We start from the raw sequence: 20,819 nt of genomic DNA on the forward strand, positions 1-20,819 counted from the left end.
CGGACGCCGCGCGCCGCAACATATACTGAAAGGCGTGAATTCAGGGCAGGTCCGTTCAGGACTGATTATTGTGGACAAGCCGCAGGGATGGACGAGCCATGACGTGGTCGGACGCCTGCGGAGGCTGGCAGGCACCCGGAAGGTCGGACACGCAGGCACCCTGGACCCGATGGCCACCGGCGTGCTGGTGGTCGGCATCAACAAGGCCACGCGCCTGCTGACGTACATTGTCGGCACCACCAAGACCTACGAAGCCACCATCCGGCTCGGCCAGTCGACCGTCACGGACGACGCCGAGGGTGAAGTCACGGCCGAAACCATTGCCGCCGCCGTAACGGACGAGGAAATCCGGGCTGCGGTGGCGAACCTGACCGGCGACATCCAGCAGGTCCCCAGCAGCGTCAGCGCGATCAAGGTCAACGGCGAACGTTCCTACGCGAAGGTCCGTGCCGGCGGCGAAGTGAACCTGCCCGCGCGGCCGGTTACCGTCTCCCGGTTCGAGGTCCACGCCATCCGGCGCGAAAACGGCGGGCGGCTGCGCGACGTTGACGTCACCGTTGACTGCTCCTCCGGCACCTACATCCGCGCCCTGGCCCGTGACCTCGGTGCCGCGCTCGGCGTCGGCGGGCACCTGACCGCGCTGCGCCGCACGTGCGTGGGACCGTTCAGCCTGGAGCAGGCCTCCACCCTCGAGGAACTGGCCGAGGACCTGCGGGTCCTGGACCTCGACGACGCCGCCGCGGACCTCTTCCCGGTTCGCAGCCTGTCCGCGGCCGAAGCCGAGGACCTTTCGCACGGCCGCCGGATCACCGCCACCGGCACCGGACAGCCGGGACCGGTTGCAGCCATTGATCCGGACGGCCGGGTGGTGGGACTGCTCGAGGACAAGGGCGAGCAGGCGAAGGCACTGCTGGTCTTCACACCCGGAAACGAGAAGGCGTAAATGGACCCGCTGTTCCTAGTCGGTTCCCTCGTCTGCCTGGTGTCCGTGGTGCTGTGCATCGGTGCCGCCGTCCTCAAGCAGGGACCGAACGACCTCACCATCCTGTCCGCGGCCGCCGTCGAGCTCTTCCTGCTGGTCTACGGCGCCGCCTCGCTGATCCGCCTCGCCGGAGGGGAGGGGATCGCCGGCGAAGCCTGGGAGTTCTGGGGCTACCTGCTGACCGCGCTGGTCATCCCGGTCGGTGCGGTCTGGTGGTCGCTCCTGGACCGCAGCCGCTGGAGCAACATCGTGCTTTCCGCCGTGGGAATCACCGTATTTGTCATGCTGTTCCGGATGGAACAGATCTGGGACGGAGCAACACTTCTATGAACCGCAGCATAAATCCCGACGACGCCGAGTCGGCGGACAGGTCCGCTCCGGCGGCCCGCAACGCAGGCCCCGGCCGCCTGCTGGTAGCCGTTTACGCGATTTTCGCGCTGGCGGCGTCGGCCCGCGCTGCCTTCCAGATCCTCACCAAGTTCGAGCATGCGCCGCTGGCCTACCTGCTGTCCGCTTTTGCAGCCGTGGTCTACATCGTGGCGACCGTCGGCCTGGCCCGCTCCGGCGCCACCGCCTACCGGATCTCCGTGGCGGCCGTGGGAGTGGAAATGGTCGGTGTGCTGGCTGTCGGCGTTTTCGGCCTGATTGATCCCGCCGCACTGCCCGAGGACACCGTCTGGTCCGGCTTCGGCAGCGGTTACGGGTATGTGCCGTTGATCCTGCCGATAATCGGGTTGTGGTGGCTTTACCGGCACCGCGCAGACGCGCGCCGATGAAATAAGTATGCTTACCTGTTTCGCGCGAGTGCGTGAGACGATGGCAGGAACAACTTCAGTTCCAACTCCGTCAAAGGGGAGTCATGAGCAACGCAGCGCCGACACCGGGCGACAGGAACAGCCCCATGGGCACGGACGGGCCGGGAAACCAGGCACCAAAGGCGCCGGGGGCATCGACGCCGGGGACATCAACACCGGGCGTGCCCGCGTCTGACGCCTCGACCCGCCGTGAGCGGTCCGGCAAGCCGTCCACCGGCAAGCCCGGCAGGGCGGGAAAGCAGCCCAGGGCGGCCAAGCCCTACAAGAGCAGTGACGACTGGGGCGTCTTCCGCGCCGTCGTCATCGGGGTGGGCATTCTGGTGGCCGGTTTCGGCCTCTATAACCTCATCACCGGCACGGCCGGCCTGCCGGACAGCTCCGGGGGAGAGGTCGATCCGACCCTGGAGAGCCAGTACCGGTTCTTCGCCGCCATGATGGTGGGAGTGGGTGCGGCGTTCGTGGCCATTGCCGTGAAATTCCAGTGGGCGAACATGCTCTGGCTCGTCTGCCTGATGGTGTTCCTGGGCGGCATCGGCCGGGTGCTTTCCTGGGCCTTCTCCGGAACACCGCACTTCACCTTCATTGTGTTGATGATCGTTGAGCTGGCCTTCCCGCCGGCACTGCTGGTCTGGCACCGGTTCATTGCCAAGACCTCCGACCTGCGCCGCGAATACAGCCAGCAGGCCGGAGGAGATACCGGGATTGCGGGCGGTTCCCGGTAAGCGGCGCAGATCGGACATAATGGATAGGTCCCGGCGCGGCGAAAGCCGCCCGGAAACCTGGACCAGCCGTTCGACCGGCGCTGGAAAATGCTGTTAAGGAGCCTGTGTGTACTACTGGAATGACCTGGCGGAAATACCCGCCGATATTGGTCCGACAGTAATCACCATCGGCAACTTCGACGGGGTGCATCTGGGCCACCAGCATGTGCTCAACCGCCTGGTCAAGGTGGCCCGCGCCCAGGATGCCGCCGCCGTGGCCATCTCCTTTGATCCCCATCCGGCGCAGGTGCACCGGCCCGAGAGCGCACCGGAACTGATCATGGGCCTCGTGGATCGGGTGCAGGCGCTGGCGGATACCGGGCTGGACGGCCTGCTGATGATGCATTACACGCTGGATCTGGCTTCCCTGACCGCCGAGGAATTTGTCCGCACGGTCCTGGTTGAGGCGCTCCACGTCAAGACGGTCGTCATCGGCCACGACGTCCGCTTCGGACGGGGCAATGCAGGAGACCTGGACACCATGCGCGGACTCGGCCGCGAGCTCGGGTTCGACGTGGAAGCGGTGGAGGATTTCGGCGCCCTGCCCGACGGCCCGGACTCCGGCCGGCGCTGTTCCTCCACCTGGATCCGCGAGGCACTGCGGGAAGGCGATGTCCGCACCGCCGCCCGCCTGCTGGGACGCACCCACCGGATGCGCGGCGAAGTGGTGCACGGGGCGGCACGCGGCCGCGAACTGGGTTTCCCCACCGCCAACCTCGCCCCGGAATCCTCAGGTCTTATCCCCGCCGACGGCATCTACGCCGGGTGGCTGGTGGACGAGGCCGGCGTCCGGTGGCCCGCCGCCGTGTCGGTGGGATCCAATCCCACCTTCGAAGGTGTGAGCCGCCAGGTGGAAGCCCATGTCATCGACCGCCCGGCCGAAGAGGTCGAGGACTTCAACCTCTACGGCCAGCACGTTGTGGTGGAATTCGTGGACCGGCTCCGGGGCATGGTGGCGTACACCGGCCCGGACGCGCTGGTCGCCCAGATGCGCCTCGACGTCGAACGCACCCGCGAGGTCCTTTCGACAGAAAGCGGCACGGGCAGGTAAACTGGTTTCAAATTCGGCTGCGGTCCGTGGCGGCTGAATTTCTTTATGTTCCGGGGCTGGCGCCCCAGGACAGAAAGATTCCCGGCAGCGAAGTGCTGACTCGGGCCTCACGGCACAACTCTAGGAGTTACATTGGCACTCGATCCCGCCGTCAAGCAGGAAATCATTCGGGAATTCGCTCGCGCTGAAGGGGACACCGGTTCCCCCGAAGTTCAGGTTGCTGTGCTTTCACGGCGCATCCTCGACCTGACCGAGCACCTGAAGACCCACAAGCATGACCACCACACCCGCCGCGGCCTGATGGCCCTGGTTGGTCGTCGTCGTCGCATGCTTACCTACCTGCGCGAGACCGACATCGCCCGCTACCGTGCGCTCATTGAGCGTCTCGGCCTGCGTCGATAGTCTTTGTGGAAGGCGGCACCTGTGCACTGCACGGGGAGCCGCCTTTTGCGCAGGCAGGCATGGACACCGGGAAAGCCGGAAGCGCACCTGTCTGATTTCGGTCTCCCTCGAAGGGGACCGGCGAAGGTAGTTATGCAGTAAAGAAGCACAGCAGTAAAGAAGCACAGCAGTAAAGAAGCACAGCAGTAAAGAAGCACAGCAAACATCACAGGAGTCAGCCAGCATCGCAGCATTCGCGGTCCTCGGTAGTGGTCTCCGGGAGTATCTGCCCGAGGACCTCGATCGAAGACCGGGTGTTGAACGTGCTGCCCGTGCCGCACGGAAAGAAGTTCGATACGGTGCTGGGTGCCTCCGCCACAGAAGAAACGGAGGTGACTCTCATATGGAGGGTCCCGAAATTCAGTTCTCAGAAGCCGTTATTGACAACGGCAAGTACGGCAAGCGCGTTATCCGGTTCGAAACCGGCCGCCTTGCCCAGCAGGCAGCCGGTTCGGCGATGGTCTACATTGACGAAGACACCGCCCTGCTCTCGGCCACGTCCGCCGGCAAGTCCCCGCGTGAAGGTTTCGACTTCTTCCCGCTGACCGTGGACGTCGAGGAGCGTATGTACGCTGCCGGCCGCATCCCGGGCTCGTTCTTCCGCCGCGAAGGCCGCCCGTCCACCGAAGCCATCCTGGCCTGCCGCCTGATGGACCGCCCGCTGCGCCCCGCGTTCGTCAAGGGCCTGCGCAACGAGGTCCAGATTGTCGTCACTGTCCTGGCGATCAACCCGGACGTTCTCTACGACGTGGTTGCGATCAACGCTTCCTCCATGTCCACCCAGCTGAGCGGCCTGCCGTTCTCCGGCCCGATCGGCGGCGTCCGCGTTGCCCTGGTCGACGGCCAGTGGGTTGCCTTCCCGAAGCACTCCGAGCTGGAGCGCGCCGTGTTCTCCATGGTGGTTGCCGGCCGCATTGCCGGTGACGACGTCGCCATCATGATGGTGGAAGCCGAAGCCACCGACAACGCCTGGAACCTCATCAAGGAAGAGGGCGCCACCGCCCCGACCGAAGAGGTTGTTGCAGAAGGCCTGGAAGCGGCGAAGCCGTTCATCAAGGTCCTGTGCGACGCCCAGTCGGACCTGGCTGCCCGTGCCGCCAAGCCCACCGTCGAGTTCCCGATTTTCCTGGACTACCAGGACGACGTGTACGAGGCCGTTGAAGCCGCTGCCGGCGAGAAGCTGGCCAAGGTCTTCTCCATCGCCGACAAGCAGGAGCGCGACGCCGCTGCCGACGAGTTGAAGAACGAAGTCAAGGCCGCACTGGCCGAGAAGTTCGAAGGCCGCGAAGGCGAAGTCTCCGCCGCATTCCGTTCCGTCACCAAGCAGGTTGTGCGCCAGCGCATCCTCAAGGAGCAGGTCCGCATCGACGGCCGCGGCCTGACGGACATCCGCCAGCTCACCGCCGAGGTAGAGGTCCTGCCCCGCGTGCACGGTTCGGCCATCTTCGAGCGCGGCGAAACCCAGATCATGGGTGTCACCACGCTGAACATGCTGAAGATGGAACAGCAGATCGACTCGCTGTCGCCGGTAACGCGCAAGCGCTACATGCACAACTACAACTTCCCGCCGTACTCCACCGGTGAGACCGGCCGCGTGGGTTCGCCCAAGCGCCGCGAAATCGGCCACGGCGCACTTGCAGAGCGCGCCCTGATGCCGGTGCTGCCCACGCGTGAAGAATTCCCGTACGCCATCCGCCAGGTCTCCGAAGCCCTGAGCTCCAACGGTTCCACCTCCATGGGTTCGGTCTGCGCCTCGACGCTGTCCATGCTCAATGCCGGTGTGCCGCTGCGCGCTCCGGTGGCAGGCATCGCCATGGGCCTGGTCTCCGACCAGGTTGACGGCGAAACCCGCTACGCAGCCCTGACCGATATCCTCGGCGCCGAAGATGCCTTCGGCGACATGGACTTCAAGGTTGCCGGTACCTCCGAGTTCGTCACGGCCATCCAGCTGGACACCAAGCTCGACGGTATCCCCGCCTCCGTGCTGGCAGCAGCACTGAAGCAGGCCCGCGAAGCCCGCCTCCACATCCTCGACGTGATGCAGGCTGCGATCGACGCACCGGACGAGCTCTCCGAGTTCGCGCCGCGCATCATCTCGGTCAAGATCCCCGTGGACAAGATCGGCGAGGTCATCGGCCCGAAGGGCAAGATGATCAACCAGATCCAGGAGGACACCGGCGCTGACATCTCCATCGAAGATGACGGCACCGTCCTCATCGGCGCAACCGACGGCGGCTCCGCCGAGGCTGCCCGCTCGGCGATCAACGCGATCGCCAACCCGCAGGTCCCCGAGATCGGCGAGCGTTACCTCGGCACGGTAGTCAAGACCACCACCTTCGGTGCTTTTGTCTCCCTGACCCCGGGCAAGGACGGCCTGCTGCACATCTCCGAGCTGCGTAAGCTCGCCGGCGGCAAGCGCGTGGACAACGTCGACGACGTCGTCTCCGTGGGCCAGAAGGTCCAGGTGGAAATCACCAAGATCGATGACCGCGGAAAGCTTTCGCTCTCCCCGGTGGTTGCCGAAGACGCCGAAGGCGAAGAAGCAGCAGAAACCGAGTCTGCAGAGTAGATGCCGGACTACTCCGATGGAAACCGTCCCGTGTCCCCTTCCTCACCGAAGGGGCACGGGACGGTTGTCCAGCTTCCGCTGACCACTCTTTCCTCCGACCCGACCCTTGTCGTCGGCACTCCGGGAGGCGCCGTCGTGCGCCGTTCGGTATTGCCCGGCGGCGTCCGGGTCCTGACGGAGGAAATGCCGGGCCAGCGCAGCACGGCCATCGGATTCTGGGTTGGTGTCGGCTCGCGGGATGAAGCCGCGGGCCGGCATGGCTCCACACACTTCCTTGAGCACCTGCTGTTCAAGGGCACCAGCCGCCGCTCGGCGCTGGATATCGCCTCGGCGTTTGACGAGGTAGGCGGCGAGTCCAATGCGGCCACCGCCAAGGAAAGCACCTGCTACTACGCACGGGTGCTGGATACCGATCTTCCGATGGCCATTGACGTCATCACCGACATGGTCACGTCCGCCGTCCTGGATCCTGAGGAACTGGAACAGGAACGCGACGTCATCCTCGAAGAGATCGCCATGGACAATGACGATCCGGCCGATCTCTGCCACGAAAAGTTTTCCGAGGCGGTCCTCGGCGACCACGCCCTCGGCCGTCCCATCGGCGGCACTCCCGACGCCATCCGGAGCGTGTCCCGCGAAGCGGTCCTTGACCACTACCGGCGGTACTACCGTCCGGAGGAACTGGTGGTCACCGCCGCAGGGGGACTGGACCACGAGCAGGTCTGCGCACTTGTGCTGCAGGCGCTGCAGACCGCCGGCTGGGAACTGGACCCGGCGGCAACGCCTGCGCCGCGTCGCGAGACTGCGCCGGCGTCGATCTCCGGCACCGCCGGAGTCCACGTCATCAACCGTCCGGTGGAGCAGGCCAACATCGTGATGGGCTGCCCCTCGCTGACCGCAACGGATGACCGCCGCTTTGCCATGAGCGTGCTGAACACGATCCTCGGCGGCGGCATGTCCTCCCGCCTGTTCCAGGAGATCCGCGAGAAGCGCGGACTGGTGTACTCCACCTACTCCTTCTCGGCGTCGTACGCCGACGCCGGATACTTCGGCATGTATGCGGGCTGCTCGCCCGCCAAGACCCGCCAGGTCATCGACCTGCTCGGCAGCGAGCTCGAGCGGCTGGCCGCCGACGGCGTCGAGCCGGCCGAACTGGCGAAGGCCCTGGGCCAGATCTCCGGCGGCATGGTGCTCGGCCTGGAGGACTCCGGCTCGCGGATGTCCCGCCTGGGCCGGGCCGAGCTGGTCAGCGGCGAGTTCATCGACATCGATGAGTCCCTGCGCCGGATCCATTCCGTCACCGCGGAACAGGTCCAGGAGCTGGCCGCCGAACTGGCCGCCGCACCCCGCACCATCACCGTGGTGGGTCCGTTCGAATCAGCGGCGGAACTGGGCTTCTAACCTCTTTGCGAAAGGCACACCCGAACCGCGCCAAGCGGATCGGGTGTGCCTTTGCCGGTTAACCGCCGGCTCTGCCTTTATCCGCCCGCGAAGGGCGGGAGGATGTCCACGACGTCCCCCGGCTGCAGCAGCAGGTCCGGGTTCCGGGCAGCCGTTTCATTGACCAGGAACGTGCTGCGCGCAATCACCGTCCCGAGAGCGGGGATGCCTGCACCCGGTGAGGGGTACCGGGCGGCAAGCTTTTCTGCCAGCTCGGCCAGCGTCAGCGGCCCTTCATCCAAGTGTTCTTCTTCCGTGCCGGCTGCTGCCTTCGCAGCGCCGAAGTATCTGATCAGCACTTAGCCGCCTATCGCACTCATGGTTCGTTCGGGCTGGACATAGTCGGAGTCGCCGAGCCCGGCATGGCCCATGCCGTGTGCCTTGGGCTTGCCCCACATGGCTTCCTGCCAGCGGCGGACGACCGCGTCGTCGTCCACACCGCTGCGCAGCAGTGCCAGCAGGTCCGTCTCTTCGTGGGAAAACAGGCAGCTGCGGACCTTACCTTCGGCGGTAATCCGGGTGCGGACACACTCGGCGCAGAAGGGTTCGGTGACGGAGGCAATAATGCCGACGGTTCCGACAACCGTTGCCGGGTCCGCGTGCCGGCGGACCTCCCAGCGCTGGGCCGGTGCGCCGTTGCGCTCCCGGGGATCGGGCGTCAGGACGAAGTCCCGTTCCAGCAGGGACCGCATCTCGGCGGCGGTGATCATGCCGTCCCGCGTCCAGCCGTGGTCCGCGTCCAGGGGCATCTGCTCAATGAACCGCAGTTCGAAGCCGCGGCTGACCGCCCACTCCAGCAGGTCCGGCGCCTCGGCGTCGTTGATTCCCCGCATCAGCACGGCATTGATCTTGACCAGGCCCAGGCCCACCCGGGCGGCTTCCTCCACCCCGCGCAGCACCCGGTCCAGGAACGGGCGGCGGGTGAGCTGGGCAAAGGTATCCGGGTGGAGGGAATCCAGGGACACGTTGATGCGGGTCAGGCCGGCGTCCTTGAGCGCCTGGGCTTTCTTGTCCAGGCCGAGCCCGTTGGTGGTCAGGGAAATCGGCAGCTCCGGGTGGTTGGCACGGATACCGGCAACAATGTCCACCAGATCCGCACGCACCAGCGGTTCACCGCCGGTCAGCCGCAGCTCGCGCACACCCAGCCGGTCGACGCCGAGCCGGACCAGGCGGACGATTTCGTCCCGGCCAAGTACCTTGTCCCGGGCCAGCCAGTCGAGCCCTTCGGCAGGCATGCAGTACGTGCAGCGCAGGTTGCACTTGTCCGTCAGCGACAGCCGCATGTCCGTGGCCCGGCGGCCGTGCCGGTCCAGCAGGCCGTCTGCCGGGGAAAGCGCCAGGGCAGACGCGGGGGAAGGCAGTGCCGAGGCGGCAGCGGGAGAACCGCTGCCCGGTGCCGCGGCTTCCGCCGTGCTGATTTCTGGTGTACTGGGGGAAGGGCGTACTGCAGGCATTCCCAGCTGTGTTCCCATCCCTCGAGGTTACGCCCTTTGACAGTTAGGCTCTATAAATGCGCTTTGTTCCCCGGGGCCGCCGGACCCTGGCAGCGTGCGCCGTGACGGTTCTTGCCGCTTCCACAGCCGCGTGCACCTCCGCGGACACCACCGGCGCTGCCGGCCGCGGCGGAACCGGCATCACGGTCTTTGCGGCTTCCTCGCTCACGGACGTGGTCGGGCAGCTGAATTCGGCTTACGACGGCGGCGGGCGCCTGCGCGTCAACATCGGCTCCAGCAGCCAGCTCGTGGCGCAGCTGCAGTCCGGCGCGGAAGCAGACGTGGTGATTACAGCCGATCTCGAGGCACTCGAACCCCTGCGGACCGGGCTGGACCGGGAGACAGTGCTGGCCAGCAACAACCTGGTGCTGGCCCTGGCCGCGGACAACCCCGCCGGGATCCAAGTGTTACGCGATGTTGCGGGCGACGGCGTCCGGGCCGCCCTGTGCGCACCCTCCGTTCCGTGCGGGCGGGCAACATCACGCGTCCTTGAGGCAGCCGGCGTAGCCGTTCCCGCCCCGAGCCTGGAGGACAGCGTCCGCTCGGTGCTGACCAAGGTCGCCACCGGCCAGGCCGACGCCGGCTTTGTCTACCGGACCGATGCCCTGGCCGCAGCCGGGTCCGGCGTGACCTACCTGGCGCTGGAGGATCCTGCCCCTAACCGGTATCCGGCGGGACTGACCGCGGAAGGGGCCGCCAACGCCGAGGCGGCAGCATTCTACGAGTGGCTTACGGGCCCGGAAGCGGCAGCAATCCTCGCCGAGGCAGGGTTCGGTCCGGCGGACCCGGGGAGCAACGATGCCCCTTAGGACGCAGGAATTCGAAGCGGCGTCCGGCTCGGCGTCTGCCATGAGCCGGGAGGCACGCGCCACGACGCCCGCCTGGCTGTGGCTGCCGGCCGGCATCGCCCTGCTCCTGTGCACCGGACCCGTCGCGGCGCTGCTGCTCAACGTCCCCTGGACGTCGCTGCCGGAACTGCTCAGCTCCGACGCGGCCCGCACTGCGCTGGGCCTCTCCCTGGCCACCTCGGCGTGCTCCACGCTGCTCTGCGTCCTGCTGGGGCTGCCGCTGGCCGTGCTGCTCAGCAAACTGGAGGGGCCATGGATCCAGCTGATGCGCGGAATCCTGCTGATCCCGCTGGTGCTCTCACCCGTTGTCTCCGGCATCGCCCTGCTGTATTTCTGGGGCCGGCAGGGGATTGCTGGAAAGCTGCTCGGCGCCGTGGGACTGGACGTGGGGTACTCGCCGGCCGCCGTCGTTATTGTCCAGGTATTTGTTTCCCTGCCCTTCTTCGTGGTCGCATCGCTGAACAGCCTGTCCGCCGTGGACCGGGACCTGGAAATGGCCGCCGCCACGTCCGGGGCAGGTCCCACCGCGATCCTGCGCCACATCACCTTGCCGCTGGCGCTGCCGGGCATCGTGGCGGGCACGTTGCTGGCCTTCGCCCGCTCGCTGGGCGAATACGGTGCCACCATCACCTTCGCGGGAAGCATTGAAGGGAGCACCCGGACCCTGCCGCTGCAGATCGAACTGAGCCTGAACTCCAACCAGCCCCAGGCGGCCCTGGGCATCTGCCTGATGCTTATTGCCCTGTACCTGCTGGTCCTGCTGCTGGCCCGCATCGCCACCGGACGGCTGCTGCCGCGATGAGTACCCGGGAACGGCTCACCCGGGGGTCTGCCGGCGGTCCGGAGCGGGCAAACCGGTGGTGGGCGGCGGCTGCAGGGCTGGTCGCCGCGGGACTCGGCGTGGCTGCCGGGGAGTTGCTCGCCGCCATAGCCAGCCCGTCACTGTCCCCGGTTTCCGCCGTCGGTTCGGTGGTCATCGATGCCGTTCCGGGCCCGGTCAAGGACGCCGCGATCAACCTCTTCGGGACGGCTGACAAGGCCGCGCTGCTGGTGGGGATGGGACTGATCATCGCGCTTGCCGCCGCCGCTGCCGGCGTCCTGGAACTGCGCCGTCCGCCGACGGGCGCGGCGGTGCTGGGACTCTTCGGGGCAGCCGGGCTGGCGGCAGTACTTACCCGGCAGCAGTTCTCGCTGCTGGCCCTCCTGCCGCCGCTAGCCGCTGCCGGCGTGGCCGTCCTGGTCCTGCGGGCACTCACGGCGCGGATCCGGGACCTGGCCGCGGCGCAGACGAACGACGACGCCGCGGTGCGGCGCCGTACGGTGCTCACCTCGGTGGGCGGGGGAGCGGCGGTGGCCCTGCTCGGTGCCGCGCTGGCCGGCATAGCCCGAGGGGGACAGGTGGGCGTCACGGCCCTGCGCGAAACGGTCCGGCTGCCGGTACCGTCCCGGCGTGCGGCAGCGATACCCGCCGGAGCCGAGCTCGCCGTCGACGGCCTGGCACCGCTGGTGACACCCGCTGCCGATTTTTACCGGATCGACACGGCCCTGAGGGTGCCGCTGATCGACCCGGCGGAGTGGCGGCTGCGGATCACCGGCATGGTGGACCGTGAAGTGGAACTGGACTACTCGGAACTCCTCGCTGCGCCGCTGCAGGAAAGTTACGTCACCCTCGCCTGTGTTTCCAACGAGGTGGGCGGGAACCTGATCGGCAACGCCCGGTGGCTGGGAATGCCCGTCAGGGACCTGCTGGCCAGGGCAGGGGTGCAGCCGGGTGCGGACATGGTGCTCTCCACGAGCCGGGACGGGTGGAGCGCTTCCACCCCTTTGGAGGCATTGACCGATGACCGGGATGCGCTGCTGGCCGTAGGCATGAACGGGGAACCGCTGCCGCTGGAACACGGCTTTCCCGTCCGGCTGGTTGTGCCCGGCCTGTATGGATACGTGTCTGCGACCAAGTGGGTCACCGAGCTGCGGGTCACCCGCTTCGCGGACGAGACGGCCTACTGGACGGACCGGGGCTGGGGCGAGCGCGGCCCGGTCAAGCTCTCCTCCCGCATCGACGTTCCCGGCCGTACACCGGTCTCCGCCGGCACGGTCACCGTGGCCGGCGTGGCGTGGGCGCAGCACACCGGCATCAGTGCCGTACAGGTGCGCGTGGACGACGGCGGCTGGCAGGACGCGGAGCTGGCTCCCGGGATCTCCGCAGATACGTGGCGGCAGTACCGGATCGCAGTGGAGCTGGCACCGGGCGGGCACGACATCGCGGTCCGGGCCGTGGACGCAAACGGCGTCCGGCAGGCGGAAGAAAAACGGCCAGTGCTTCCCGACGGAGCCACCGGACTGCATACAATTCGGGTGACGGTGCGCTGAGGTTTTTCGTGCCCTCGACGCCGCCCCATCTCCCAAGGAGGACCATGTCGGTAGAACCGGCTCCACAGAGTGTCCCGGCACCGGCACCCGCTGCTCCGGCCGGACCCCGGCAGGTAGCGGCGCACCGGCAAGCCGTGGAGGACCTCCTGCGGACCTGGTTCCAGGCGCATCCGCCCGCCCACGAGACCGTGGCACTGAACTCCGCAGCCGGGCGGCTCCTTGCCACCGCGGTGCGGGCACCGGGGAACCTGCCGCCCTTCACGAACTCGCAGATGGACGGTTACGCGGTCCGGGTTGCCGACCTCGCAGCAGCCGAGGACCTGCCGTCAGCCCCCGGCAGGGTCCGCCTGGCCACGGCCGCACCCATTCCGGCCGGTTCGGCACCGCCGCCGCTGCTCCCCGGCACGGCCGCACCCGTCATGACCGGTGCCATGCTGCCCGAGGGGGCCGACGCCGTCGTCCCGATCGAGGCCTGCACACCCAACACCTTCCTGCCCCCCGGGGAGCCCCGTAGCACCGTGGCCGTCCCCGCGGAGGTGCCCGCCGGGCAGTTTGTCCGCAGGGAAGGCAGCGATATCGGCGCGGGAACCCCGGCACTGCCCGCCGGAGCAGTGCTGGGTCCGCTGCAGCTGGGCCTGCTCGCGGCCCTCGGCCTGGACCGCGTCACCGTCCGGGCACGGCCGCGGGTGCTGCTGCTGACCACCGGAGACGAAGTCATTGAACCGGGCCGGCCGCTCGGGCCGGGCCAGATCCATGACGCGAACACCACCCTGCTCCGGAGTTCGCTCGAGGAGGCGGGCGCGGAGGTGCTGCGCTCCCGGATCCTGGCCGACTCCCCGCAGGAGTTCACCGACCGGCTCCGTGCCGACGTCAATGCTGACGCCCCGGACCTGGTCCTCACCTCGGGCGGCATCAGCAAGGGAGCCTACGAGGTGGTGCGCCAGGGCCTCGCCTCGCAGGACGTGGCGTTCCTGTCCGTGGCCATGCAGCCGGGCGGCCCGCAGGGCATCGGCACGGTCGACGGCGTCCCGTTCCTCGGGTTCCCGGGCAACCCGGTCAGCTCGCTGGTGTCCTTCGAGATGTTCCTGCGCCCGGCCCTGACGGCCGTCACCGGCGCGCCGCGGCCGCGGGCGGAAGTGCCCGCCCGGCTCACCGCCCCGCTCGGCAGTCCCGCCGGCAAGCACCAGGTGCGCCGCGGCCGGTACACGGCCGGAACGGTGGAGCCGGTGGGCGGGCCCGGGTCCCACCTGGTCCATGCCCTGGCCTCCTCCAACGCCCTGATCTCCGTCCCCGTGGGGACGGAGCACCTCGAGGCCGGCGCAGAAGTGACAGTATTGCTACTGGAATAACCGCAACTGTGTCCCGCCCGGACGCCGTGCCCGAAAGGACCCTGCCGTGAGCGCCGAACCCGAAGACCTCCACCCCGCCGGCCTGACCCACGTCCGCGAGGACGGCTCCGCGCACATGGTGGATGTATCCGCCAAAACCGAAACCACGCGCCAGGCCACGGCACAGGCCGTGCTGCGCAGCACCGCCGAGGTGGTACGCCTGATCGCCGACGGCGGGCTGCCGAAGGGTGACGCACTCGCCGTGGCCCGGGTAGCCGGCATCATGGCCGCCAAGCAGACGTCCAACCTCATCCCGCTGTGCCATCCGCTGCCCCTGACGAAGGTCACCGTGGACTTCACCCCGCGGGAGGGCGACGTCGTCGTGGAAGCCACCGTGAAGACCAAGGCACTCACCGGCGTCGAAATGGAGGCGCTGACCGCAGCCTCCGTGGCCGCGCTGACGCTCTACGACATGATCAAGGCCGTCGACAAACATGCCCGCATCACCGACATCATGGTTCGGGCCAAGTCCGGCGGCAAAAGCGGAGACTGGGCGTTGTGAGCACTCCGTCATCCCGCCGCACCGCAGGGGTCCTGATCGCGTCCACCCGCGCCGCGGCCGGCACCTACCAGGATGAATGCGGCCCGCTGATTGCCGACTGGCTGTATGCCCTGGGCTATGACATCGTGCTGGCCGAAGTGGTGCCCGACGGCGTTGAGGTCGCCGCGTCGCTGCAGCGCATCCTCGCCCTCGAACCTTCGGTGCTGCTCACCAGTGGAGGCACCGGGCTCAGCCCGGACGACGTCACCCCCGAGTCCACCGAGCCCCTCCTGGACCGCCACGTGCCCGGAGTCATGGAAGCCATCCGTGCCAAGGGGCTGGCCTCGACGCCGATGGCCGCCATCAGCCGCGGGTTCGCCGGCACCGCCGGCCGCACCTTCGTGGTCAACCTGCCCGGTTCCCCGGCCGCGGTGGCTGACGGACTTGCCGTACTGGAACCGATCATCGGCCACATCTGCGGCCAGTTGGAAGGAAAGCGTGAACACTAGCGAAGTGGTCCGTGCCACCGTCTCCGCCGAGCCGCTGAGCAGCACCGAGGCCGAACAGAACGCATGGTCGCCGGACTGCGGCGCCGTGGTCCTCTTCAGCGGCATCGTCCGCAACCACGACGACGGCAAGTCCGTCACGGCACTTGCCTACAGCGCCCACCCCACGGCACAGTCCGTGCTGGGCGAGGTGGCCGCCGCAATCGCGGCGAAGTACGACGGCGTCCGGATCTGGGTGGCCCACCGCACCGGAGACCTGGACATCGGCGACGCGGCCCTCGTGGCTGCCGTCGCCTCGGCCCACCGCGGCACCGCGTTTGCGGCCTGCTCCGAGCTCGTGGACACGGTCAAGGCGAACGTGCCCATCTGGAAGGAGCAGGGCTTCACGGACGGCAGCACCGAGTGGGTGGGCGTCAGCGACCGGCCCTGACCGGTAATCTGGAGCCTATGAGCGAAAAACTTGCCGTAGCGGTCCTCGGTGCCGCAGGCCGCATGGGGTCCGAGGCCGTTGCCGCCGTCGAGGCCGCCGAAGACATGGAACTCGTTGCAGCGCTGGGCCGTACCGACCCGCTGGAAACCCTCGTCTCGGCCGGTGCCCGGTACGTAGTGGACCTGACCGTGCCGGACAGCACCGAGGCCAACGTCCGCTTCGCCGTCGAGCACGGCATGCACGCCGTCGTCGGCACCACCGGATGGGACGCCGAGCGGTTGGGCCGCCTGGCGGAGCTGCTGGAAACGTCCCCCGCCACCGGTGTGCTCATCGCGCCGAACTTCGCCCTCGGCTCGGTGCTGGCCTCGGCCTTCGCAGCCAAGGCCGCCCGCTACTTCGAATCGGTGGAACTGATTGAGCTGCACCACCCGGACAAGGTGGATGCCCCCTCGGGAACGGCCGTACGCACCGCCCAGCTGATCGCCGCCGCGCGCGCTGAGGCCGGTGTGGCTCCGTCTCCGGACGCCACGGCCAAGGCACTGCCGGGAGCGCGCGGCGCGGAGGTGGACGGAGTGCACGTGCATTCAGTGCGGCTGCGCGGGCTGGTTGCCCACCAGGAAGTGCTTCTGGGCGGGCCGGGCGAGCAGCTGACCATCCGGCATGATTCCTTCGACCGCGCCTCCTTCATGCCCGGTGTCCTGCTGGGCCTGCGGCAGGTCGCCGGCCATCCCGGACTGACCGTCGGACTTGACGGCTACCTCAACCTGAACGACTAAGGAACACGTTGTCTTTCTTCACGGGCCTTTTCTCCAACCGCGCCAAGCTCGGCGTGGCCCTGGTGACCCTGCTGCTCTTCTTCTATCTGTGGGTCTCGGCGCAGCGCGGCTGGCTGCTGCTCACTTCTGACGAGATTTCGGCCAAACTGATGGGCCTTGCCTACCTGGTGCTGCCGGTGGTCGGCGCGTGGGCGCTCATCCGCGAGCTGATGTTCGGCAACCGGACGGAACAGATGGCCCGGATCCTGGCCGAGGAAGGCCGGCTGCCGGTGGATGACCTCCCGCGGACGCCTGCCGGACGGATTGTTCGCGAAGCCGCGGACGCCCAGTTCCCTCAGTACAAGGCAGAAACCGAGGCCGCGCCCGAGGATTGGCGCAGCTGGTTCCGGTTGTCCTGCGCCTACGACGCCGCCGGAGACCGCACGCGCGCCCGGCGCACCATGCGGCAGGCCGGCAGGCTCTACGCGGGAACCCGGAACCAGCCCGGAGCCTAGCGCTTCTGCCGGGCCGGGGGCGTGGCCCGGCCGCTCTTGCCGCGGGCCAGCCGGGAGGCACCCGAGGTGACCAGTTCCAGCGGACCGCGTGCGTCGATGCGCTGGAACAGTACGGCCAGGACCACCAGGATAGCGACTTGGATCCAGTACACCGGCAACGGTTCCAGGGGCGGGCTCTGCTGGTCCACCATGGTCATCACCCATACATGCAGGCTGTACAGGGTGAGGGTCATTGCTCCGGCCGCGGACAGAGGCAGCAGGAGGTTCGGCCGGGCACGCGTCAACAGCAGGCAGACGCCCAGCACCGCGGCTGCGGTGCCTGCGGTGTGCAGCATATCGAGGCTGGTGTTGGAATGCGGTCCTGCCAAAGCGAGCCACCACCAGGAACCGGTCTGCTCCACCGAACTGAGATTGACCTCCAACATCCGTGCCAGGGGCCACCGCTGCCCGGACTCCGTGGCCCTGAGGACATCAAAACCGCCCAGCTCGCCAAGCAGGTAATAGGAGACCAACTTGGCGGTCACGGCGGCAAACACCCCGCCCGTGAGCAGTCCCACCTGAACCGGCAGGCTGGTCAGCGCCAGGCGCCCGATCACCAGCCCCAGCAGGATATAGCTCAGCCACTGCAGCACTGGATAGAACCCCGTGACGAAGACATCGGCTGCCAGCGCGGCGGGGGAGAGGAACGCGTCCCAGGTGATGTTTCCATCGACATCCGACGGCGAGAGGTTCCGCAGCAGCCAGTCCCGCGCCACGTAGGCAAGTACCGGGGACAGCAGCAGCCAGGCCCCGGCCCAGACGGCCAGCCGGCGCAGCGGCATGCCCAGGAACGGCAGCGCCAGCAGGAACAGGACGGCGTAATGGAAGAGGATGACGGCGATGGTGGTTTCCAGTCCGCCCAGCACCAGGCCCACCAGGGCGATGATGAGTGCGCGCACCGCAATTCCGCGCCGGTCCCGGTTCACTGCCTTCGCCTCATGGGGTTCGCTGCCGCCGGTCAGCAGTGCCAGCCCGACACCGGCAACCACCGCGAACAAGGCCGAGGAACGACCGGAGAACACAAGCCCGGTCAGGCTGGGATCGCCGGTTTCCTGGTTGTAGAGCGGCAGCACGTGCGTCGCGATCATGCCCAGCAGGGCGATCCCGCGGGCAGCATCGATGCCGGTCAGGCGGCGTTGGTTCATGCACAGAATCGTCTCACAGGACACTGCAGGCGGCCGTCGCCGCCCTGAAGCTCGGCCGGCTTCTACTTCCTACGCCTTGTTGTCCCATTGCGCTGCGTAACGGGTAACGTTTTACCCATGGATTTCCAAAACAGCACGCTTCCTTTCGGCACCCTCGTCACCGCCATGGTGACCCCGTTTACCGAGGACGGGGAAGTGGACTTCGATGCCACTGCCTACCTCGCGAACAAGCTCGTCGAAGACGGCTGCGACGGCCTGGTGGTTTCCGGCACCACCGGTGAAACCTCCACGCTGGAAGACAGCGAGAAGGAAGACCTGTTCCGGGTGGTTGCCCAGACCGTCGGCGGCCGTGCCAAGGTCATTGCCGGCACCGGCACCAACCACACGTCCCACTCCGTGGAGATGGCCCGCCGCGCAGAGCGTGCCGGGGTTGACGGCCAGCTCGTGGTTACCCCGTATTACAACAAGCCGACGCAGGCGGGCGTGATCGCGCACTTCGACGCCGTCACCGCCGCCACCGACCTTCCGGTCATGGTGTACGACATTCCCGGCCGCGCCGGCATCGCCCTGAGCACCTCCACTATCTTCAAGCTGGCCGAGAACCCCCGGATCCTGGCGCTGAAGGACGCGAAGGCGGACTTCGCCGGCATCACCCGCGTGCTGGCCAACACCACCCTGGATGTCTACGCCGGTGATGACGGGCTGACCCTGCCGTGGATGGCCGCCGGCGCCGTCGGCGTCGTCAGCGTGTCCGCGCACGTAGCCACCGCGCAGTTCCGCGCCTTGGTCGATGCCGCGGCAGCAGGGGACTTCGCCACCGCCCGCCGCATCCACTTCGAACTTGATCCGGTGGTCCGTGCAGTCATGACCCACATTCCCGGCACCGTTTCGACCAAGCAGATCCTGGCGATGCAGAAGGTCATTCCCACCGCAACCGTCCGGCTGCCGCTGGTGGCGCCCGACGCCGTCGAAATGGAAACCATCCTGACCGATCTGGCTGAAGCCGGCATGGACTTCTCCCGGACCGAGGCGTAGGCAATCATGAGCGAATTCCCCGAAACCGCCGGACCCGGCCTGCTGACCCCGCCGCCGCTGGAGGCAGGAACCCTGAGGATCGTCGCGTTGGGCGGCCTCGGGGAAATCGGCCGGAACATGGCCGTCTTCGAAATCGACGGCAAGCTGCTCATCGTGGACTGCGGCGTCCTCTTCCCCGAGGAAACCCAGCCCGGCGTCGACCTCATCCTGCCGGACTTCTCCTACATCGAGGACCGCCTGGACGACGTGGTCGGCGTCGTGCTCACCCACGGACATGAGGACCACATCGGCGCGGTGCCGTACCTGCTGCGGCTGAAGAACGACATCCCGCTGATCGGCTCGCAGCTGACGCTGGCGCTGGTGGAAGCGAAGCTGCAGGAACACCGCATCAAGCCGTTCTCCCTGACTGTCACCGAGGGGCAGATCGAGCAGCTCGGCCCGTTCGAGTGCGAATTCGTAGCGGTCAACCACTCCATCCCCGATGCGCTGGCCGTGTTCATCCGCACCGAGGCCGGCACCGTGCTGCACACCGGCGACTTCAAGATGGACCAACTGCCCCTGGACGGCCGGATCACGGACCTGCGCGCCTTCGCCCGGCTGGGCGAAGAGGGCGTGGACCTGTTTATGGCCGACTCGACCAACGCCGACGTCCCCGGGTTCACCACCGCGGAACGCGAAATCGGCCCGGTGCTGCAGGAACTGTTCGGCAAGGTGGACAAGCGGATCATTGTCGCTTCCTTCTCTTCCCACATCCACCGCGTGCAGCAGGTCCTCGACGCCGCCGCCGCGCACAACCGCTTCGTCTGCTTTGTCGGCCGGTCCATGGTGCGCAACATGGCCATCGCCGAAAAGCTCGGCTACCTCCACGTGCCCGAGGGAATCCTTGTGGACCTGAAAAACGTCGACGAGCTGCCGGACAACAAGGTGGTGCTGATGTCCACCGGGTCGCAGGGCGAACCCATGGCGGCCCTGTCCCGGATGGCCAACGGCGACCACCGTATCCGGATCGGCAAGGGGGACACCGTCATCCTGGCTTCGTCCCTGATTCCGGGCAACGAAAACGCCGTGTTCCGCGTGATCAACGGACTAATGCGCCTGGGTGCCGACGTCGTACACAAGGGCAACGCGAAAATCCACGTCTCCGGGCACGCAGCCGCCGGGGAACTGCTCTACTGCTACAACATCCTGCGGCCGAAGAACGCCATGCCGGTGCACGGCGAGACCCGGCACCTCATCGCCAACGGCCGCCTGGCCGCCGCCACCGGTGTCCCGGAGCAGAACATCATCCTGGCCGACGACGGCACAGTGGTCGACCTGCGCGACGGCAAGGCCCGCGTGGTCGGGGAAGTGGAATGCGGCTTCGTCTACGTGGACGGGTCCAGCGTCGGAGCGATCACCGACACCGACCTGAAGGACCGGCGGATCCTCAGCGAGGAAGGCTTCATCTCCATCATCTCCGTGGTGAACCGCAGTACCGGCACCATCGTCTCCGGCCCCGAGATCCACGCCCGCGGCTTTGCCGAGGGCGACGCGGTCTTTGACGAGATCATCCCCAAGATCAGTGCGGCCCTGGAAGAAGCGGTGCGCTCCAACACTGACCACACCACCTACCAGCTGCAGCAGGTGGTCCGGCGGGTCGTGGGTACCTGGGTCAACCGCCGGCTGCGGCGCCGTCCCATGATCGTGCCGGTGGTGGTCGAGGCCTAGTTCCCGCCGTGCTACGCGGTGGGTAAGTAGTCCCAAAGCCCCTCCCGG

The 20,819-nt window shown here is 67.6% G+C and carries 22 protein-coding genes; 19 read left to right on the top strand and 3 right to left on the bottom strand.

Annotated features, from left to right (window positions below; all coding sequences use genetic code 11):
• Positions 1-34: 34 nt before the first annotated feature.
• From truB to N2K99_RS05660, 8 genes are all read left to right on the top strand, one after another.
• Entirely contained in the window at positions 35-943 is a 909-nt protein-coding gene (gene truB / locus N2K99_RS05625) for a tRNA pseudouridine(55) synthase TruB (protein ID WP_227924481.1), read from the top strand.
• On the top strand, positions 944-1,312 hold the full coding sequence (locus N2K99_RS05630; protein WP_227924482.1) for a hypothetical protein: 369 nt from the start codon (positions 944-946) through the stop codon (positions 1,310-1,312).
• Positions 1,309-1,758, top strand: a complete 450-nt coding sequence (locus N2K99_RS05635; protein WP_227924483.1) for a hypothetical protein — start codon at positions 1,309-1,311, stop codon at positions 1,756-1,758. Before N2K99_RS05630 ends, N2K99_RS05635 begins: the two co-directional genes overlap by 4 nt.
• A gap of 83 nt (positions 1,759-1,841) precedes the next feature.
• On the top strand, positions 1,842-2,519 hold the full coding sequence (locus N2K99_RS05640; protein WP_227924484.1) for a DUF4345 domain-containing protein: 678 nt from the start codon (positions 1,842-1,844) through the stop codon (positions 2,517-2,519).
• Positions 2,520-2,625: 106 nt separating this feature from the next.
• A complete protein-coding gene (locus tag N2K99_RS05645) occupies positions 2,626-3,609 on the top strand; it encodes a bifunctional riboflavin kinase/FAD synthetase (RefSeq protein ID WP_227934569.1) in 984 nt (327 codons plus the stop codon).
• 132 nt (positions 3,610-3,741) lie between these two features.
• Complete coding sequence (gene rpsO / locus N2K99_RS05650; RefSeq protein WP_227913993.1) at positions 3,742-4,011, top strand: 30S ribosomal protein S15; 270 nt, start codon at positions 3,742-3,744, stop codon at positions 4,009-4,011.
• 382 nt (positions 4,012-4,393) lie between these two features.
• Positions 4,394-6,619, top strand: a complete 2,226-nt coding sequence (locus N2K99_RS05655) for a polyribonucleotide nucleotidyltransferase (protein WP_227924486.1) — start codon at positions 4,394-4,396, stop codon at positions 6,617-6,619.
• Positions 6,620-8,020 (top strand): M16 family metallopeptidase, encoded by a 1,401-nt coding sequence (locus N2K99_RS05660; RefSeq protein ID WP_374200080.1) that lies wholly within the window; start codon positions 6,620-6,622, stop codon positions 8,018-8,020. It begins immediately after the preceding gene.
• Between the two features lie 77 nt (positions 8,021-8,097).
• Here N2K99_RS05660 and N2K99_RS05665 read toward each other — a convergent pair whose 3' ends face one another.
• Positions 8,098-8,358: a MoaD/ThiS family protein gene (locus N2K99_RS05665; protein ID WP_227924487.1), complete on the bottom strand. Its 261-nt coding sequence runs from the start codon at positions 8,356-8,358 to the stop codon at positions 8,098-8,100.
• Entirely contained in the window at positions 8,359-9,531 is a 1,173-nt protein-coding gene (gene moaA, locus N2K99_RS05670; RefSeq protein ID WP_227924488.1) for a GTP 3',8-cyclase MoaA, read from the bottom strand.
• A gap of 38 nt (positions 9,532-9,569) precedes the next feature.
• Between moaA and modA the strand changes: the two genes are divergently transcribed.
• From modA to N2K99_RS05715, 9 genes are all read left to right on the top strand, one after another.
• The gene (gene modA, locus N2K99_RS05675) at positions 9,570-10,361 is read left to right on the top strand and encodes a molybdate ABC transporter substrate-binding protein (RefSeq protein WP_227934570.1); all 792 of its coding nucleotides are present in this window, start codon (positions 9,570-9,572) and stop codon (positions 10,359-10,361) included.
• A complete protein-coding gene (modB, locus tag N2K99_RS05680; protein ID WP_227934571.1) occupies positions 10,351-11,202 on the top strand; it encodes a molybdate ABC transporter permease subunit in 852 nt (283 codons plus the stop codon). Before modA ends, modB begins: the two co-directional genes overlap by 11 nt.
• Positions 11,199-12,770, top strand: coding sequence for a molybdopterin-dependent oxidoreductase (locus tag N2K99_RS05685; protein WP_227934572.1), 1,572 nt, complete (start codon positions 11,199-11,201; stop codon positions 12,768-12,770). The genes modB and N2K99_RS05685 overlap by 4 nt, the downstream gene beginning before the upstream one ends.
• Before the next feature lie 44 nt (positions 12,771-12,814).
• The gene (gene glp / locus N2K99_RS05690) at positions 12,815-14,119 is read left to right on the top strand and encodes a gephyrin-like molybdotransferase Glp (RefSeq protein WP_227934573.1); all 1,305 of its coding nucleotides are present in this window, start codon (positions 12,815-12,817) and stop codon (positions 14,117-14,119) included.
• A gap of 115 nt (positions 14,120-14,234) precedes the next feature.
• Complete coding sequence (gene moaC, locus N2K99_RS05695) at positions 14,235-14,660, top strand: cyclic pyranopterin monophosphate synthase MoaC (protein ID WP_231709637.1); 426 nt, start codon at positions 14,235-14,237, stop codon at positions 14,658-14,660.
• Positions 14,657-15,148 carry a molybdenum cofactor biosynthesis protein B gene (locus tag N2K99_RS05700; protein WP_227924494.1) on the top strand — a complete coding sequence of 164 codons (492 nt, stop codon included), beginning with the start codon at positions 14,657-14,659 and terminating at the stop codon, positions 15,146-15,148. The genes moaC and N2K99_RS05700 overlap by 4 nt, the downstream gene beginning before the upstream one ends.
• The gene (locus N2K99_RS05705) at positions 15,138-15,575 is read left to right on the top strand and encodes a molybdenum cofactor biosynthesis protein MoaE (RefSeq protein WP_227934574.1); all 438 of its coding nucleotides are present in this window, start codon (positions 15,138-15,140) and stop codon (positions 15,573-15,575) included. The genes N2K99_RS05700 and N2K99_RS05705 overlap by 11 nt, the downstream gene beginning before the upstream one ends.
• Before the next feature lie 17 nt (positions 15,576-15,592).
• Complete coding sequence (dapB, locus tag N2K99_RS05710) at positions 15,593-16,351, top strand: 4-hydroxy-tetrahydrodipicolinate reductase (protein WP_227924496.1); 759 nt, start codon at positions 15,593-15,595, stop codon at positions 16,349-16,351.
• Between the two features lie 8 nt (positions 16,352-16,359).
• Positions 16,360-16,845, top strand: coding sequence for a hypothetical protein (locus N2K99_RS05715; protein ID WP_227934575.1), 486 nt, complete (start codon positions 16,360-16,362; stop codon positions 16,843-16,845).
• Here N2K99_RS05715 and N2K99_RS05720 read toward each other — a convergent pair.
• Positions 16,842-18,029 (bottom strand): heparan-alpha-glucosaminide N-acetyltransferase domain-containing protein, encoded by a 1,188-nt coding sequence (locus tag N2K99_RS05720; RefSeq protein WP_227924498.1) that lies wholly within the window; start codon positions 18,027-18,029, stop codon positions 16,842-16,844. The two genes, N2K99_RS05715 and N2K99_RS05720, sit on opposite strands and share 4 nt — an antisense overlap.
• Before the next feature lie 117 nt (positions 18,030-18,146).
• Here N2K99_RS05720 and dapA point away from each other — a divergent pair, with 117 nt between their 5' ends.
• Both dapA and N2K99_RS05730 read left to right on the top strand, forming a co-directional pair.
• Complete coding sequence (dapA, locus tag N2K99_RS05725; protein WP_227934576.1) at positions 18,147-19,064, top strand: 4-hydroxy-tetrahydrodipicolinate synthase; 918 nt, start codon at positions 18,147-18,149, stop codon at positions 19,062-19,064.
• Between the two features lie 6 nt (positions 19,065-19,070).
• A complete protein-coding gene (locus tag N2K99_RS05730) occupies positions 19,071-20,771 on the top strand; it encodes a ribonuclease J (protein WP_227934577.1) in 1,701 nt (566 codons plus the stop codon).
• Positions 20,772-20,819: the final 48 nt, after the last annotated feature.

It is taken from the genome of Arthrobacter sp. zg-Y1110 (genome assembly GCF_025244865.1).
Lineage (GTDB): Bacteria > Actinomycetota > Actinomycetes > Actinomycetales > Micrococcaceae > Arthrobacter_B.